Origin of the sequence: Embleya hyalina, from assembly GCF_003967355.1 — a bacterium.
In the GTDB taxonomy this organism is placed as follows: Bacteria; Actinomycetota; Actinomycetes; order Streptomycetales; family Streptomycetaceae; genus Embleya; species Embleya hyalina.
The window spans coordinates 100,102-116,396 of sequence record NZ_BIFH01000017.1; the positions used below are offsets into that span (position 1 = coordinate 100,102).

Here is a 16,295-nt window from a genome sequence, read left to right on the forward strand (position 1 = left end):
CCGGCGGGCGAGGCCCCGGGCCCCGACCTCCGTCAGAACAACTTCAGCTTGTCGTCCTCGGTGCCCCGCAGCGCGTTGTAGTCCAGCGTCACGCACGTGATGCCCCGGTCGACCGCCAGGACCCTCGCCTGGGGCTTGATCTCCTGGGCCGCGAAGACGCCCTTGACCGGGGCGATCAGCGTGTCCCGGTTGAGGAGTTCGAGGTAGCGGGTGAGTTGTTCGACGCCGTCGATCTCGCCCCGGCGCTTGATCTCCACCGCCACCGTGGTGCCGTCCGCGTCCCGGCACAGGATGTCCACCGGGCCGATCGGGGTGGGGTATTCGCGGCGGATCAGCGTCCAGCCCGCGCCGAGCGCGTCGAGGCGGTCGGCCAGCAGTTCCTGGAGGTGCGCCTCGACGCCGTCCTTGACCAGGCCGGGGTCGACACCCAACTCGTGCGAGGTGTCGTGGAGGACTTCCTCGATCGTGATGATCAGCTTCTCGCCGCCCTTGTTGATCACCGTCCACACGCCGTCCCCCTCCTTGAGGGTGCACGGCGGACTCATCCAGTTCAGCGGCTTGTACGCGCGGTCGTCGGCGTGAATGGACACGCTCCCGTCCGACTTGACCAGAATGAGCCGGGGGGCGGACGGCAGGTGGGCGGTGAGTCGCCCGACGTAGTCCACGGAGCAACGGGCGATGACGAGACGCATGCCCCGACGCTATCGCCTCCGAAGCACCTCCCCCGGCCATGCCCCCGCTCCGGCCGAAGCCCGTGTGACGCACCTCATGTGCCGACCTTCGACCATGTCGGCCACCACGCGTGGTCCACCGCCGCGGACGCGGTGCGCACGATCGAACGGGGAAACGACCGTGCGGGCGGGACGACGCATTGCGCGTGATGGACCCGGGCGGGAGCCCGGAGGGCGGCCCGACCCGCGTCGGGTGCCGGCGCCCGGCGACCGCCCGCCTCTCGAACGGTGTTCACCTCCGGTTCGCTCTGGAGCTATGCGTAGGCGATGACCTACGGTGAGTCCGGAGACGGTGCGGGCCGAGCGGATGCGCGTTCGGGACGTGTCGTGGGCTATGCACGGGTGCCACCAGCCACTGCCACGTACGAGACACGACCCGAACCGCCGGGCGAACTTGCGTACGTCCCGGCCGGAAGGAGCACCGATGTCGCTCGATGTGCCTCCGAAGCTGTTGGAGCAGGCCGAACAGGGTGAGGTCGACGAGGCGGAGTTCGTCGACTGTGTGCGTGACTCGCTGCCCTACGCCTGGAACCTCGTCGCCACCCTGGCGACACAACTGCGGGTGGATGGCGGCGCGTTCGCGGACAACCAGGTACCGCCCGCCACCGAGACCGAGCGCGGCCAACTGCTGCGCGCCCTGGCCTCGGACGCGATCCGCGGCTCGATGGAACGGCACTTCGGGGTCAAACTCGCGTTCCAGAACTGCCACCGGGTCGCGGTCTTCCCGATCGAGGGCCTGGACGCGGACCGGTACGCGAAGTTCACCTCGATCCGCGGCCAGTTGCTCAACCAGTCACCGACCCTGCGCGACTGCTGATCCCGCATCGACACCCTTCGCCGGCGCGGGCGGGCCCCACGGCGCGCCCGCGCCGGCGCATTCCCACCCGGCGCCCGAGCCCACGAACCGGCCGCCGCCGGCACCGCACCCGTCGGCCACCCCTCCCTCTCCCCCGCGAGGAGTCGTCCCATGGGCATCACCCTGCCGCTGCACCGCTGGGCCCAGCAAACCCCCGACCGTGAAGCCGTCGTCGACGGCGCCGGGTGGACCACGTTCCGCGACCTCCGCGAGCGGGTGGCCAGGCTCGCGGGCGCGCTGCGCGGCCTCGGCGTCCGCCCCGACGACCGGGTCGCCGTCCTCGCCCTGAACTCCGCCCGCTACCTGGAGTGCCTGAGCGCCGTCCCCTGGGCCGGCGGCGTACTGAACCCGGTCAACATCCGTTGGAGCCCGGCCGAGATCGCCTTCTCCCTCGACGACTCGCGGACCGGCGTGCTGATCGTCGACGACACCTTCGCCGCCCTGGTCCCCGCGCTGCGCGCGGCCTCGTCGAGTCTGCGCGTGGTGGTGCACATGGGCGATCCGCCGGCCGATTCCGACATGCACGGCTACGAGGATCTGATCGCCGCGACCGCCCCGATCCCCGACGCGCACCGGGGCGGCGACGATCTGGCGGGCGTGTTCTACACCGGCGGCACCACCGGCTTCCCCAAGGGCGTGATGCTCTCCCACGACAACCTGCTCGCCTCCGCCATGGGCGGCCTGGTCGCCACCGCCGCCTATCGGATCACCCCGAACGCCCGCGTGCTGCACGCCGCCCCGCTGTTCCACATCGCCGGGTTCGGGGTGTCGCTGATGACCTCGATCGTCGGCATCCCCCAGGTGGTACTGCCGGCCTTCGACGCCGACCGGGCCGCCGCGATCATCGCGCGGGAGCGGATCACCGAGGTCTTCCTCGCCCCGACCATGCTCCGGATGATGCTGGACCACCCGAAGTTCGCCGACCACGATCTGTCCTCACTGCGCATGTTGACCTACGGCGCCTCGCCGATCACCAGCGCGCTCCTGGACCGGGTCCTGGCCGCCCTGCCGGGCGTCGCCCTGGTGCAGGCGTACGGGCAGACCGAACTCTCGCCGCTGGCGACCCTGTTGCTGCCCGAGGACCACCTGGACGGCAACCCGGCGAAGCTGCGCTCGGCGGGCCGCCCCTGCCTGCACGCCGACGTACGCGTGGTCGGACCGGACGGGAACGAACTGCCGCGCGGCGACGTCGGCGAGATCGTCGCGCGCGGGAACCACGTGATGACGGGCTACTGGAACCGGCCCGAGGAGAACGAACAGGCCCTGCGCGACGGGTGGATGCACACCGGCGACCTCGGCTTCATGGACGCCGACGGCTACCTCACCGTGGTCGACCGGCTCAAGGACATGATCGTCACCGGCGCGGAGAACGTGTACAGCGCCGAGGTGGAGAATGCCATCAACGCCCATCCGGACGTGGCCTGTTGCGCGGTGATCGCACTGCCCGACCCCCGGTGGGGCGAGCGGGTGCACGCCGTCGTGGTGCCGCACCCGAACCACGAACTGACCGCCGAGCGGCTCCGGGCCCACGTCAAGACGCTGATCGCCGGGTACAAGGCGCCCAGAAGCGTCGAGTTCGTCGACGCGCTCCCCCTGACGGCGGCCGGCAAGGTCCGCAAATCCGTGCTGCGCGAAAGAACCGGCCGGTGGTGAATCCGACCGGGAGGACCTTCGCGCCGCCGGACCCGGCCGCGGGCGAGGAGTCGGCGCACCATCCGACCCACGACGCCGAGCACGTACGCGAGGCGGCGGCCCGCGCCCGGGTCGGCGACGCGTGACGGGCCGGCACCTCGACGAGGGATCGCCGCCGGCGCGACGGCCGTGATCGGCGGAGTCGGCGCGATCGGGCCGGCCGACGACACGGGTCGCGGCCCGGGCGCCTCGGTGTTCGCCATCCCCGGGCGGCTCGGCCCGGGGATCACCCCGACCTCTCGAACGCGCTCTCGACAAACCTTCGCCCAACCGGCACGATCGCGCGTTATGACGTTCACCCGGGGGATCGTGACGTACGCGGCCATCACGACCTTGTTCGCCGAAGCGGTGGCCGCGGTCCTCGGCTGCGGCGTGGTTGCGCCGATCCTGGTCCTGAAGACCCTGGACGACCGCGGCACCGACAACCGCGCGCTGGTCGGCGCGGTCGGCATCGGCTTCTTCGCGCTGCTCGGCCTGGTCGTCGCCATCTGGTCGGTCTGGGCCGCGCTCAACCTGCGCGACCGACTGCGTACCGGAGCCCGCTCCCGGGCCGGCCTGATCGGCTCGGCCGGCCTGCACGTGGCCGTCTCCGCCGCCGCGCTGCTCGTTCCGCTCGTCCTCGCGGTGACCGTGCCCGCGCTCGCCCTCCTGGGCACCGCCACCGCCGCCACCCGCCCCGCGCGGAGCGCCCGGATGCCCGCCGTCGACGAGGCCGCTACCGCCGCCGGGTGATCCGCCGCTGCCCCCGGCTGTTCCAGCACGGCCGGTGCCAGTGCCGACGCTCCTCGACCCGCCCGTCGGCCGACCACGCCACCACGTGCGGCACGCCCGGCGCGATCTCGTGGTCGCACCCCGGGCACCGATAGGTCTTGGTCGCCGCCTGACCGCTGATCGGGCGCACCAGCCACTCCCCGTCGGCCCCCGACTCGCGCTCCTCGAAGCCGAGGCCGGGATCGCGGGGCTCGCCCCGGTCGACGGACCGGGAGCGGCTGGTTGGCTTGTTACGACGCGGCACACAAAAAGGGTACGGGTGCACGCGCCGCATGCGCCCGTACCCCTCTCGTACTACTTACCTCCACCCGGCGCGGTACGACCGCCCGCCCGTCCGGCGACCGCCTACCGCTTCGCGTAGTCCCGGAAGCCCCGCCCGGTCTTGCGTCCGAGATAGCCCGCCGTGACCAGGTGTTCGAGCAGCGGCACCGGCGACCAGCCCGGCTCGCGGAACTCCGCGAACAACACCTTCTGGATGGCCAGCGAGACGTCGAGCCCGACCACGTCGAGCAGTTCGAACGGGCCCATCGGATAACCCGCGCCGAGCTTGATCGCGGTGTCGATGTCGTCGGCGCCGGCGTAGTTGGCCTGAAGCATCCGCACCGCGTCGTTCAGGTACGGGAACAGCAGCGCGTTGACGATGAAACCCGCCCGGTCCCCGCAGTCCACCGCATGCTTGCGGGTGCGTCGACACACCTCGTGGATGGTCGCCACCACGTCGTCCGAGGTGGCCACCGTCCGCACCACCTCGACCAGCTTCATCACCGGCGCCGGGTTGAAGAAGTGCATGCCGACCACGTCGGCGGGCCGCGAGGTGGCCACCGCGCAATCGATCACCGGCAGCGAGGAGGTGGTGGTGGCCAGGATCGCGCCGGGCTTGCAGATCTCGTCGAAGTTCTCGAACAGGGCCTGCTTCACCGACAGTTCCTCGACCACCGCCTCCACCACGAGGTCGGCGAAGGCGAGATCGTCGAGCCGGGTGGTACCGGTCACCCGGGTCAGCGCCTCGGCCTTGGCCTCCTCGGTCAGCCGACCGCGCTGGATCTGCTTGTCCAGCGAGCGGACCAGCGCCCCGCGCACCCGCTCGACCTTCTCCTCGCTGCGCGCCACGTAGACCACGTCGTAGCCGGACTTGGCGAACACCTCGACGATGCCCGTGGCCATCGTCCCGGTGCCGACCACGCCCACCGCGTGCACCTCGCGCGGGGTGCCGGCGACCGTCGCGGCCCCGCCCGGCTCGGCCACCACGACCGGCGATCCGGCCTGCTCGTAGGTGTAGAAGCCGCGACCGCTCTTGCGCCCGAGCAGCCCCGCGGTACGCATCTGCTTGAGGATCGGCGCGGGCGCGTGCAGGCGATCGCGCGACTGGCGATACATCTGCTCCAGGATCTCGTACGCCGTGTCGATCCCGACCAGGTCGAGCACCGCGAGCGGGCCCATCGGCAGGCCGCAGCCGAAGCGCATGGCCGCGTCGATGTCCTCGCGCGTCGCGTACTTCTGCTCGTACATCGAGGCCGCGTGGTTGAGGTAGGCGAACAACAGCCCGTTGGCGATGAACCCGGCCCGGTCGCCGGCCACCACCGGCGACTTGCCGAGGCGTTCGGCGAGCGCGACCACGTCGGCGAGCACGTCGGGCTCGGTGACCACGGTGCGGACCACCTCGACCAGCTTCATCACCGGCGCGGGGTTGAAGAAGTGCAGCCCGACCACGCGCGAGGAGCGGGTGGTGGCCACCGACAACTCGGTGACCGACAGCGAGGAGGTGTTGGTGGCCAGGATCGTCTCCGGGCCGCAGATCTTGTCGAGCTCGGCGAAGAGCGCCTGCTTGTGTGCCAGCTGCTCGGGTATCGCCTCCAGGACGAGGTCGGCCGAGGCCACCGAGGTCAGGTCGGTACCGAGGGTGACCCGCTCGAAGATGTCGTGCTGCTGCTCTTCCGTGAGCTTTCCGCGCGCGGCGGCGCGGGCGGTCGACTCGGCGATCCGGGCCCGGCCGCGCGCGACGGCCTCGGCGGAGACGTCCACGCCCACGACGGTCAGTCCGGCCCGGGCCAGGACCTCGACGATGCCGGCGCCCATGGTGCCCAGGCCGACCACGCCGACCGTGCTGATGTCACGGCTCATCTGCTGTGCTCCTCGCTGCTGAAATGGCGTCTCCCGACCGGGAGTACGCCTTGGTTACTGCGAAGTAGTACCGCGGGTTTCCAGGGAGTATCGCAGTCCCTGTCGAACAGGCACAGGCCGGTGGGATGTGCCGTTCGCCTCGATCCGTCCCGAACGTGTGTTCGGATATTCGCTCTCGTGTTCGACGCATGACGCCGTGGGTACCGATATCCACCCGGTCGGATCGAAAACAATCAGGCGTGAAGGATTACCAACACATGCCTTCACGCGTTGTGCTGTCGTGTGGGCGCCCTGTCGCCCACACCACCGCCCTCGCCGGCGTCGTCCGGCGGAACCGGCCGGTCGGCATCGGCCACGACACGACGAGGAGGACGCGATGAGGTTGGGCATCTTCCTGCTGGCGGCGCAATTCGACGCGGGCGACCACGGTGCGGTGCTCACCGCCGCCATGGACGCGGGAATCGCCGCGGAGGAGGCCGGATTCGACGAGGCGTGGATCGCCGAACACCATTTCGTGCCGTATGGGTTGTGCCCGTCGGCGGTCACCTTCGCTTCCATGCTACTGGGGCGTACCCATCGGATCGGGGTGGGTACGGCCATCAGCGTCCTGTCCAACCAGCATCCGGTCGCCCTCGGCGAGCAGACCGCGCTGTTGGACCAGCTGTCCGGGGGGCGCTTCACCCTCGGCGTGGGGCGCGGCGGACCGTGGGTGGACCTGGAGGTCTTCGGCACCGGGCTGCGGCGGCACGACGAGGCGTTCCCGGAGTCGCTGGACCTGCTGATGCGCTGGCTGACCCACCAGCGGGTGGGCGCGGAGGGGGAGCACTTCTCCTTCCGCAAGGTGCCGGTGGTGCCCCGTCCGCGCACCTACCCGCACCCTCCGGTGATCGTCGCGTGCACCTCCCGGGAGACCGCGTCGCTCGCCGCGCGGCACGGGCTGCCGATGCTCCTGGGGATGCACGCGGACGACGCGGAGAAGGCGGCGATGGTCCGCACCTACGAGTGTGCGGCGTCCGCCTGCGGGCGGGACCCGAAGGCGGTCGAGCACGCCGCGGCGGCGGTCGCGTACGTCGCGGACAGCCGGCGCGACGCGGTCGAGGTATTGCGGCGCGCGATGCCCAAGTGGCTGCGCCGGGGCCTGTCGGCGCACGTGACGGTGGACGGCCGGCAGCGCCACATGCGCGACCCGGACGAGTACACCGACTTCCTGTGTCGCATCCACCCGGTCGGCGCGCCGTCCGACTGCGTCCGCCGCCTCTCCCGCACCGCCGAGCGCACCGGAATCAACCGTTTCCTGCTGTTCGCGGAGGGCGCCGGAGTGGGCGCGGCGACCCTGGAGAACGTGGCCCGCCTCGGCAAGGAGGTGCTTCCGGCCCTGCGTGAAGCACCATGACCCGCGTCCGGGCCGCCGCCCCGGCCGGGCGCGAGTCGGGCACACCGACCGGCGTGCCCGACACCCACGATCCGAGGACCCGCGATCCGAGGACCCGTGCCCGCGCCGTCCCGCGCGGTCGTGGTCAACCGCCGACCGGAAGCTTCACGTCACCGGCGGGGGACTCCGGGGTCGTCGAGGTCGGCGACGGTGCGCGCGTGGAGGATGGAGCACTCGTCGGGGCCGAACTCGTGCTCTGTGAGGCCGAGTTGGCCGGGGTCGACGAGCGCGGCGCGGTGGCCGGGGCGCTCGTGCTCGGCGCCGTCGTCTCGCGGGCCGTCGTGGCGACCGAGGACGTCGCCCCAGCGGCCCCCGGCTTGCGGCTGCCCGTCGGGGGCGGCGGCTTGTCCCGGTCCACCTTGGGGTCGGCCTCCGGCCCCCGGTTCGGGGTGTTCGGGTCGTACGTCGCCGAGCCCGTCGAACCCACCGGATTGCGATGATCGCCCCGGTCCGGCGAGTCGGAACCCATCGCGACCACGGCCGCCAGGGTGACCACCAGGACCACCGCCGCACCGGCCGTCATCAACACGCCGCGCCGACCGATCCCGCCCCGCTCGGCCCCGGCCGCACCTTCCTGGCCGGCCGCCGCCACCGCCGCCCGATCGCCCCCGGCCAGCGCCAATACCCGTCGGTCCGCGGCCAATCCGCGTTTGTCCGAGGCGACGTCGCGCATCCGGGTGGCCGCGACCGCCTCCTCGCGCGCGCCCTCCGGATCGCCCGTGCACAGCGCCAGTATCGCCAACTCGTGCCGGAACCAGGCGTGTTCCGCCGCCGCCGAGGCACCCGCCTCGCGCGCCGAGGCCAGGCCCAGGTCCAGTACCTCGCCCCACGTGTCCCAGCGCGCCGAGGCGCCGAACGCGGGCGCCGACGCCCGGGCCAGCGCCCGTGCCGAACCGGCCTTGCCCAGTCGCTCGGACTCGCGCAGGCAGGCCAGGATGGTGTCCGCCTCGCGGGCGATCTCGGCCGGGGTCACCGACGGGTGGGAGACCCACCAGGTGAAGTGCTGTATGGCCGCCACCGCCCACGAGGACGGCCCGCGCACGATCGAGGCGACCGCCTCGGCGGTACCTCCGGTGAGCCGATACCGGCCGAACTCATGGGCGGCGAGCCCGGCTTCGACCAGTTCGTCGGCGGCGCCCACGGCGTCCACCGCACCGGTCAGGGCCGGCAGGTGTACCGGGTCCGGGAGTTCACCGTCCAGCGCGGAGGCCAGCCGCAACACCTGCTGGGCCGACGCGGACACCAGCGGCACCAGGCGCGGTACGAACTGCCGCGGTTCGCCGGGCGAGGGCAACTCGCCGAAGCCGTCCGCCGCGCCGTCGTCGAGCAGCCCGTATCGGCCTCTCTCGCGCCGCGCCAGCAGCGCCCCCGCCTGGACGAACCGCCCCGGGTGCCCGCCCACCTGGAACCACAGGGCGGAGGCCCAGGACAGCTCCTCGTCGTCGAGTTCGCGCCCGGCGACCCGGCGCAGCAGATCGAGGGACGCCTCCTGCGGCAGTCCGCGCAGGGTGATCTCGTGCAGCGGCGAGTCCCGGCGGGCGATCGGGTCGACCAGCTCGGGTCCGGCCACCAGGAAAGCGCATTCCGGCGCGATACGCAGAAGTTCGGCCACGTCCTCCTGGCCGATGTCCAGGTCGTCGATCACCACCAGGGCGGCCACGTCGACGAGGATCCGGGCCAGTTGCGCACGTGTCGGTCGGTAGGCGGGTCCGCCGAAGCACGCGTCGTGCAACTGCTGGAGCAGGTCGTCCAGACCGCGCCGACGCCCGTCGAGCAGGATCACCCCGTCCGGCGCGTGCGCGGGATCGAGCGCGGCGAGCCGGCGCAGCAGCGTGGTCCGCCCGCTGGAGGCGGGGCCGCCGATCCGGACCGACGTACCGCGTTGCAGCAGCCCGGTGAGTTCGGCGATCTCGGCGCCCCGGCCCAGCGGTTCGGGGCCGGTCGAGGGCACCGAGCCGGGCAGCCTGGACGGGCGCGGCGGCCGGGCGCCGGCGGGCACCGGCGCGACGTCGGTGCCGTCCGCGCCGCCGAAGGTCAGGAGCAGGTCGCCCGCGTACAGCCGGAGCACGCTCGGCCCGGGTTCGTCGGTGCCGGACCGCCCGCTCGGCGCCGGGTCCGACCGGTCGTCGTCGATCCGGATCGACTCGCTCCGCCCCGAAGGCGGCCCGCCCGACCCGTCCGCCCCGAACCCGGGAGCGCTCACACCCGGCTTCGCGGCATCGAAGCCCGCCGCGACCGCGCCGGAGCGGTCCGTGCCGAACCCGCCCGAATCGTCCGAGTCCGCCCGGGGCGGCGAGGCGCCGCGCTCCGGACGCGGCCCGAACAACTCGTCCAGATAGGCGTCGTCACCCCAGGAATCGCTCCGCGAGTCGCCCCCGGAGACCTCCCGGTCGTCGGCCGACGGCCGCGGCGGTTCGTCCTCGAAGTGCCGCTCCCCGTCCTCTTCCGGCCGTTGCCTGCCGCCGCCGTTCATGCCACTCCCTGTGCTCCCCGTCGTGGTTCCTCGACGCACCGGTGCGACCTGGGACGAGTCCGGGCACCCGGGGGCGGAAACCGGTGATCAGTGTGCCGGGCGCGGCCGGCGCACCGATACCCGGCGCCGGGTTCGTGACAAGATCGTTGAGCACCGACGCGGGCCGCCCCGAGGCGGCCGAGCATGGGCATCGTGTGTCCCCGCCGTACCACGTTCCACCTTGCCACCTCCCGCCGTCGAGCGGACCGTCTCCGGGCCGACCTTCGCTCCCTCTTCACAACAACAACGCGCGCGTCCGCAACTGGTCACGGGGCCGGCGCGGGCGGGTGACCGGGGGCCGGTGAGGTTGCCGAAAAGTCGGTCTACGCCCGGCGAGTCACCCTATGGTGCAGATGTGGCGCCACAACTGCCAGGCACACAGGGGGAACAGGGGGACATATATGTCCGGTTCCATACACTCGCGACACGCGGGACGGCAGGTGCGCCGGGGACGAACCCGGTTTGCGTGCGCCGTCGCGCTGTTCGCCTCCTTGGCACTGTCGATACCCTCGGCTGGCGCATCGCCGGCCGCGACCACGAGTACGTCGAGCACCTCCACCACGCGCCCACCCGGCCCCGAACTCTTCGGCTCCTCGCCGACCGCGCGCGACGCGACGGCCCGAGCCGCCGCCGTACCGCCGAAGTTCGCCGACGAATCGGTGCTGACCGGGCTGTCCCAGCCGATCGACGTGGCCTTCGCCAGGGACGGCCGGGTCTTCGTCGCCGAGAAGTCCGGCGTCGTCAAGGTGTTCGACTCGCTCACCGACACCACACCCACGGTGTTCACCGATCTGCGGGCGCAGGTGCACAACTTCTGGGATCGCGGCCTGCTCGGCCTGGCCCTGGCCCCGAACTTCCCCACCGACCCGTCGGTTTACGTGATGTACGCGCACGACGCGCGTCCCGGCGGCTCCGCGCCCTACTGGGGCACCGCCACCGGCGCCGACGACGGTTGTCCCGACCCGCCCGGCGCCCAGGCGAAGGGTTGTCTGATCACCGGGCGGATCGCCAAGCTGACCGCGACCGGGAACACCGCCGGTCCCGAGCAGGTGTTGGTCGAGGGCTGGTGCCAGCAGTTCCCGTCGCACTCGGTCGGCTCGCTCGCGTTCGGCCCGGACGGCTACCTGTACGCGTCCGCGGGGGACGGGGCGAGCTTCGACTGGGCGGACTACGGGCAGACCCCGGCGAGCGGCGCGATCCCGGGCAAGGAGCCGATCCCGGCGAATCCGTGCGCCGACGGCACCGCGGCGGTGGGCACCGTACTGACCGCGCCGGGCGCCGAGGGCGGCGCGCTGCGGGCCCAGGACTTCCGCACCACGGGCGACCCGTTCGCGCTCAACGGCAGCATCATCCGGATCGACCCCGCCACCGGCGCGGGCGCGCCCGGCAACCCGCTCGCGGGCAACGCCGACGCCAACGCCCGCAGACTGGTGGCAGCCGGCCTGCGCAACCCGTTCCGGTTCGGCTTCCGGCCGGGCACCAACGAGGTATGGGTCGGCGACGTCGGCTGGAGCACGTGGGAGGAGATCGACCGGCTGACCCCGTCGAGCACGGCCGTGGCCAACTTCGGCTGGCCCTGCTACGAGGGCTCGGCCCGCCAGGGCGGCTACGCGTCGATCGGCCTGAACCTGTGCACCAACCTGTACGCGGAGGGCGCGGGCGCGGTCAAGGCGCCCTACTACGCGTACCAGCACGGCGCCGTGGTGGCACCGGGCGACGGTTGCGCGACCGGCAACGGCTCGGCGATCTCCGGGGTGACCTTCTACGGCGGACAGCGCTACCCCGCCGCGTACCGCGACGCGATGTTCTTCGCCGACCACAGTCGGCGCTGTATCTGGAGCATGCGCGCGGGCGCCGACGGCCTCCCGGACCCGGCCACCCGCCAGGCGTTCGTCACCAACACCAATCCGGTGCAGCTGACCACCGGCCCCGAGGGCGACGTGTACTACGTCGGCTTCGAGGACGGCGCGATCCACCGGGTCCGCTACACCGGCGGCGCGCCCACCGCGGTCGCCTCGGCCACGCCGACCACCGGCGGCACCCCGCTGACCGTGGCCTTCACCGGTTCCGCCTCCACCGACCCGGATCCGGGCGAGACTCTCACGTACGCCTGGGACCTCGACGGCGACGGCGCGTTCGACGACTCGACCACGGCGAACCCGTCGTACACGTACACCGTGCCCGGCACCTATCACGCCAGGTTGCGCGTGACCGACCCGGTCGGGCTGACCGGCGACTCCGCCCCGATCACCGTCACCGCGGGCAACTCGCCGCCGGTACCGGTGATCGACTCCCCGGCGTCGACGCTGACCTGGAAGGTGGGCGACCCGATCACGTTCGCCGGGCACGCGACCGACCCCCAGGACGGCGCGATTCCCGGCAGCGGCCTGAACTGGCGGATCGTCATGCACCACTGCACCACGCCGACCAACTGCCACGAGCACCAGATCACCGCGCAGGGCGGCGCCTCCGGCACCTTCACCGCGGTCGACCACGAGTATCCGTCCTGGCTGGAACTGCGCTTGACCGCAACCGACTCCGGCGGCCTGACCGGGACCACGAGCGTGCGCCTGGATCCGCGGACGGTGGACATCACCCTCGCCTCGAACCCGCCCGGTCTGGCCCTGGGCCTGTTCTCGTCCCAGCGCCCGGCACCGTTCACCGGCACGGTGATCGTCGGCGGCACGTCGTCGATCGCGGCGCCTTCGCCGCAGACGCTGAACGGCAAACGCTACGAGTTCGCGTCCTGGTCCGACGGCGGCGCGGCGGCACACAACATCACCGCACCCGCGACGCCGCTCACCCTGACCGCCACGTTCCGCGAGGTCGACGGGCCGGTACCCGGGCTGGTGGCGCAATACGGCTTCAACGCGTCGAGCGGCACGATCCTGGTCGACGACGCCGGACAGGGCAACAACGGCACCGTCGCCGGTGCCGCGTGGGTACCCGGCCGCACCGGCAACGCGCTGTCCTTCAACGGGACTTCATCGATGGTGACGGTGCCGCACAGCGCCCGCCTGTCGCTCACCGCGGGCATGACCCTGGAGGCCTGGGTCAAACCCACCGCGATCACCGGCTGGCGCTCGATCCTCCTCAAGGAGCGCGGCGGCGGCCTGTCCTACGCCCTGTACGCGAACGGCACCGCCGCGCCCAACACATCCATCAACACCACAGGCACCAACAACGACACCTACGCGGACGGCACGGCACCGCTGCCCACCGGCACCTGGACCCACCTCACCGCCACCTACGACGGCACCACCCTGCGCCTGTACGTCAACGGCACCCAGGTCCGGGCCACCCCACACACCGGCCCGATCATCGACGCCGGCGGCGCCCTCAGGATCGGCGGAAACACCGTCTGGGGCGAATACTTCGCAGGCCTGATCGACGACATCCGCATCTACGACCGAGCCCTCACCCCCACGGAGATCACCACCGACATGACCACCCCGATCCCCTAGCCCAAACCCTTCGAGCGCCGGACGAGCCGACAACGAGCCCATCCGGCGCTCGAAGACACCAAGCCACCGGATCCACACCCGCCTCAAGCCCAAACCCGACCAACCCAGCCCGTCCGCCGTTCGAGGACGCCAAGCCACACCGAATCCAAGCCCGCCCCAAGCCCGAACCCAACCAAATCAGCCCGTCCGGCGTTTGAGGACGGCGACCCAACCTCGGCCCACACCCGCCCCAAGCCCGAACCCGACCAACCCAGCCCGTCCGGCGTTCGAGGACGCCAAGCCACACCGAATCCACGCCCGCCTCAATCCCGAACCCGACCAAATCAGCCCGTCCGGCGTTTGAGGACGGCGACCCAACCTCGGCCCACGCCCGCCCCAGGCCCGAACCCGACCAACCCAGCCCGTCCGGCGTTTGAGGACGGCGACCCAACCTCGGCCCACGCCCGCCTCAAGCCCAAACCCGACCTAATCAGCCCGTCCGGCGTTTGAGGACGGCGACCCAACCTCGGCCCACGCCCGCCTCAAGCCCAAACCCGACCTAATCAGCCCGTCCGGCGTTTGAGGACGGCGAGCCGACCTCGGCCCACGACACCACCGAGGCCGACCGCTACATCAGGCGGACAGCCCGTTCGCCTCCCGAATCACCGACACGATCCGCCCCATGATCTCCGTGATCCCGAAGTCCTTCGGCGTGAACACGGCCGCCACCCCCTGCGCCGACAACGACGCCGCGTCCGCGGCCGGAATGATCCCGCCCACCACCACCGGCACATCACCGATCCCCGCGTCGCGCATGCGCGAGAGCACGTCGGGGATCAGCTCCAGATGCGACCCCGACAGGATGGACAGCCCCACACAGTGCACGTCCTCCTCCACCGCGGCCGCGACAATCTGCGCCGGCGTCAGCCGAATCCCCTGGTACACCACCTCGAACCCGACATCGCGCGCCCGAACCGCGATCTGCTCGGCCCCGTTCGAGTGCCCGTCGAGCCCCGGCTTCCCGACCAACAAGCGCAGCCGCCCGCCCAGTTCCTCCCCGGTCCGGCGCACCGCCCCCCGCACCTCGGCGAGCCCGGCGCCGTCCTGCACGCCGACCACCCCGGACACCCCGGTCGGCGCCCGATACTCGCCGAACTCCTCGCGCAGCGCCTGCGACCACTCCCCCGTGGTCACCCCCGCCCGCACACACGCCAGCGTGGCCGGCATCAGGTTGACCGCGTCGGCGGCCTTCCACGACCGGGCGTCATCGCGCAGCCGCGTCATCGCCGCCGCCACCGCCTCCGGATCGCGGGCCGCCCGCCACGCGCCGACCTTCTCGATCGCCGAGCGCTCGGCGTCGGGGTCGGCACTCATGATCGCCGCGTCCAGGTCCGCGGTGAGCGGGTTCTCCTCGGTGGTCTCGAACCGGTTCACCCCGACCACCACCTCCTCGCCCGCCTCGATCCGGGCCCGCCGGGCCGCGTGCGAGCCGACGAGCTGCGACTTCATGTAGCCCGACTCGATCGCCGCGACCGCGCCGCCCATCGCCTGCACCCGGTCGATCTCCTCGCGCGCGCCCGCCACCAGGTCCGCGACCTTGGCCTCGATCACATGCGAGCCGGTGAAGATGTCGCCGTACTCCAGCAGGTCCGACTCGTAGGCCAACACCTGCTGGATCCGCAACGACCACTGCTGGTCCCACGGCCGGGGCAGCCCCAGCGCCTCGTTCCAGGCCGGCAGCTGTACCGCCCGGGCCCGGGCGTCCTTGGACAGCGTCACGGCCAACATCTCCAGCACTATGCGCTGGACGTTGTTCTCCGGCTGTGCCTCGGTCAGCCCGAGCGAGTTGACCTGTACGCCGTAGCGGAACCGGCGCTGCCGGGCGTCGCGCACGCCGTAGCGCTCCAGGGTGAGCTCGTCCCACAGCTGCACGAACGCCCGCATCTTGCACATCTCCTCGACGAAGCGCACTCCGGCGTTGACGAAGAAGGAGATGCGCTGGACCACGTCGCCCATGCGCTCCGGCGGCACCTGCCCGGAGTCGCGGACCGCGTCGAGCACGGCGATCGCGGTGCACATCGCGTAGGCGATCTCCTGCACCGGCGTCGCGCCGGCCTCCTGGAGGTGGTAGCTGCAGATGTTGGTCGGATTCCACTTGGGCAGGTGCGAGACGGTGTAGGCGACCGTGTCGGTGATCAGCTTCAGCGAGGGGCCGGGCGGGAAGACATAGGTCCCGCGCGAGAGGTATTCCTTGATGATGTCGTTCTGCGTGGTGCCCGTGAGCTTGGCGACGTCGGCGCCCTGCTCCTCCGCGACCACCTGATACAGCGCGAGCAGCCACAGCGCGGTCGCGTTGATCGTCATCGAGGTGTTCATGCCCTCGACGGGGATGCCGTCCAGGAGTTCGCGCATGTCGCCGATGTGCGAGATCGGTACGCCGACCTTGCCCACCTCGCCGCGGGAGAGTTCGTGGTCGGGATCGTAGCCGGTCTGCGTGGGCAGGTCGAAGGCCACGGACAGGCCGGTCTGGCCCTTGGCCAGGTTGCGGCGGTACAGCGCGTTGGACGCGCCGGCCGAGGAGTGACCGGCGTAGGTGCGCATGACCCAGGGGCGATCGCGCTCGACCGGGGTCGGCTGCGAGGGCTGAGCTGAGGGCGTCTGGCTCGCCACGGAATACCTCCGGAGGTTCCGGACCGACCGGATCTCGGCGACTACCGGCCTGGGCAACCCCGCTGGT

11 protein-coding genes are annotated in these 16,295 nt (G+C 71.9%); 6 read left to right on the forward strand and 5 right to left on the reverse strand.

Annotation, left to right across the window (positions count from 1 at the left end; all coding sequences use genetic code 11):
* Positions 1 to 32: 32 nt before the first annotated feature.
* The gene (gene nucS / locus EMA17_RS13835) at positions 33 to 692 is read right to left on the reverse strand and encodes an endonuclease NucS (protein WP_126637295.1); all 660 of its coding nucleotides are present in this window, start codon (positions 690 to 692) and stop codon (positions 33 to 35) included.
* Between the two features lie 463 nt (positions 693 to 1,155).
* Here nucS and EMA17_RS13840 point away from each other — a divergent pair, with 463 nt between their 5' ends.
* The 4 genes from EMA17_RS13840 to EMA17_RS13850 all read left to right on the forward strand — a co-directional run bounded on the left by EMA17_RS13840 (position 1,156) and on the right by EMA17_RS13850 (position 4,011).
* Positions 1,156 to 1,548, forward strand: a complete 393-nt coding sequence (locus tag EMA17_RS13840) for an SCO5389 family protein (protein ID WP_126637296.1) — start codon at positions 1,156 to 1,158, stop codon at positions 1,546 to 1,548.
* A 150-nt stretch (positions 1,549 to 1,698) separates the two neighbouring features.
* The gene (locus tag EMA17_RS13845) at positions 1,699 to 3,240 is read left to right on the forward strand and encodes a long-chain-fatty-acid--CoA ligase (protein ID WP_126637297.1); all 1,542 of its coding nucleotides are present in this window, start codon (positions 1,699 to 1,701) and stop codon (positions 3,238 to 3,240) included.
* Positions 3,234 to 3,365, forward strand: coding sequence for a hypothetical protein (locus tag EMA17_RS55330; RefSeq protein ID WP_281290492.1), 132 nt, complete (start codon positions 3,234 to 3,236; stop codon positions 3,363 to 3,365). Before EMA17_RS13845 ends, EMA17_RS55330 begins: the two co-directional genes overlap by 7 nt.
* A 202-nt stretch (positions 3,366 to 3,567) precedes the next feature.
* Positions 3,568 to 4,011, forward strand: coding sequence for a hypothetical protein (locus EMA17_RS13850; RefSeq protein ID WP_126637298.1), 444 nt, complete (start codon positions 3,568 to 3,570; stop codon positions 4,009 to 4,011).
* Here the strand turns inward: EMA17_RS13850 and EMA17_RS52915 are convergent.
* A complete protein-coding gene (locus EMA17_RS52915) occupies positions 3,995 to 4,294 on the reverse strand; it encodes an Rv1322 family protein (protein ID WP_126637299.1) in 300 nt (99 codons plus the stop codon). The two genes, EMA17_RS13850 and EMA17_RS52915, sit on opposite strands and share 17 nt — an antisense overlap.
* A 101-nt stretch (positions 4,295 to 4,395) precedes the next feature.
* Positions 4,396 to 6,171, reverse strand: a complete 1,776-nt coding sequence (locus tag EMA17_RS13860) for a 3-hydroxyacyl-CoA dehydrogenase family protein (RefSeq protein ID WP_126637300.1) — start codon at positions 6,169 to 6,171, stop codon at positions 4,396 to 4,398.
* A 376-nt stretch (positions 6,172 to 6,547) separates the two neighbouring features.
* Between EMA17_RS13860 and EMA17_RS13865 the strand changes: the two genes are divergently transcribed.
* Positions 6,548 to 7,564, forward strand: a complete 1,017-nt coding sequence (locus tag EMA17_RS13865) for an LLM class flavin-dependent oxidoreductase (protein WP_126637301.1) — start codon at positions 6,548 to 6,550, stop codon at positions 7,562 to 7,564.
* A gap of 124 nt (positions 7,565 to 7,688) precedes the next feature.
* Here EMA17_RS13865 and EMA17_RS13870 read toward each other — a convergent pair whose 3' ends face one another.
* Entirely contained in the window at positions 7,689 to 10,076 is a 2,388-nt protein-coding gene (locus EMA17_RS13870; protein WP_126637302.1) for an ATP-binding protein, read from the reverse strand.
* 530 nt (positions 10,077 to 10,606) lie between these two features.
* On the opposite strand from EMA17_RS13870, the gene EMA17_RS13875 reads away from it, so the two are divergent.
* Positions 10,607 to 13,579: a LamG-like jellyroll fold domain-containing protein gene (locus EMA17_RS13875; RefSeq protein WP_246126650.1), complete on the forward strand. Its 2,973-nt coding sequence runs from the start codon at positions 10,607 to 10,609 to the stop codon at positions 13,577 to 13,579.
* Positions 13,580 to 14,191: 612 nt separating this feature from the next.
* Here the strand turns inward: EMA17_RS13875 and EMA17_RS13880 are convergent.
* Positions 14,192 to 16,159 (reverse strand): ethylmalonyl-CoA mutase, encoded by a 1,968-nt coding sequence (locus EMA17_RS13880; protein ID WP_218042848.1) that lies wholly within the window; start codon positions 16,157 to 16,159, stop codon positions 14,192 to 14,194.
* Positions 16,160 to 16,295 lie beyond the last annotated feature (136 nt).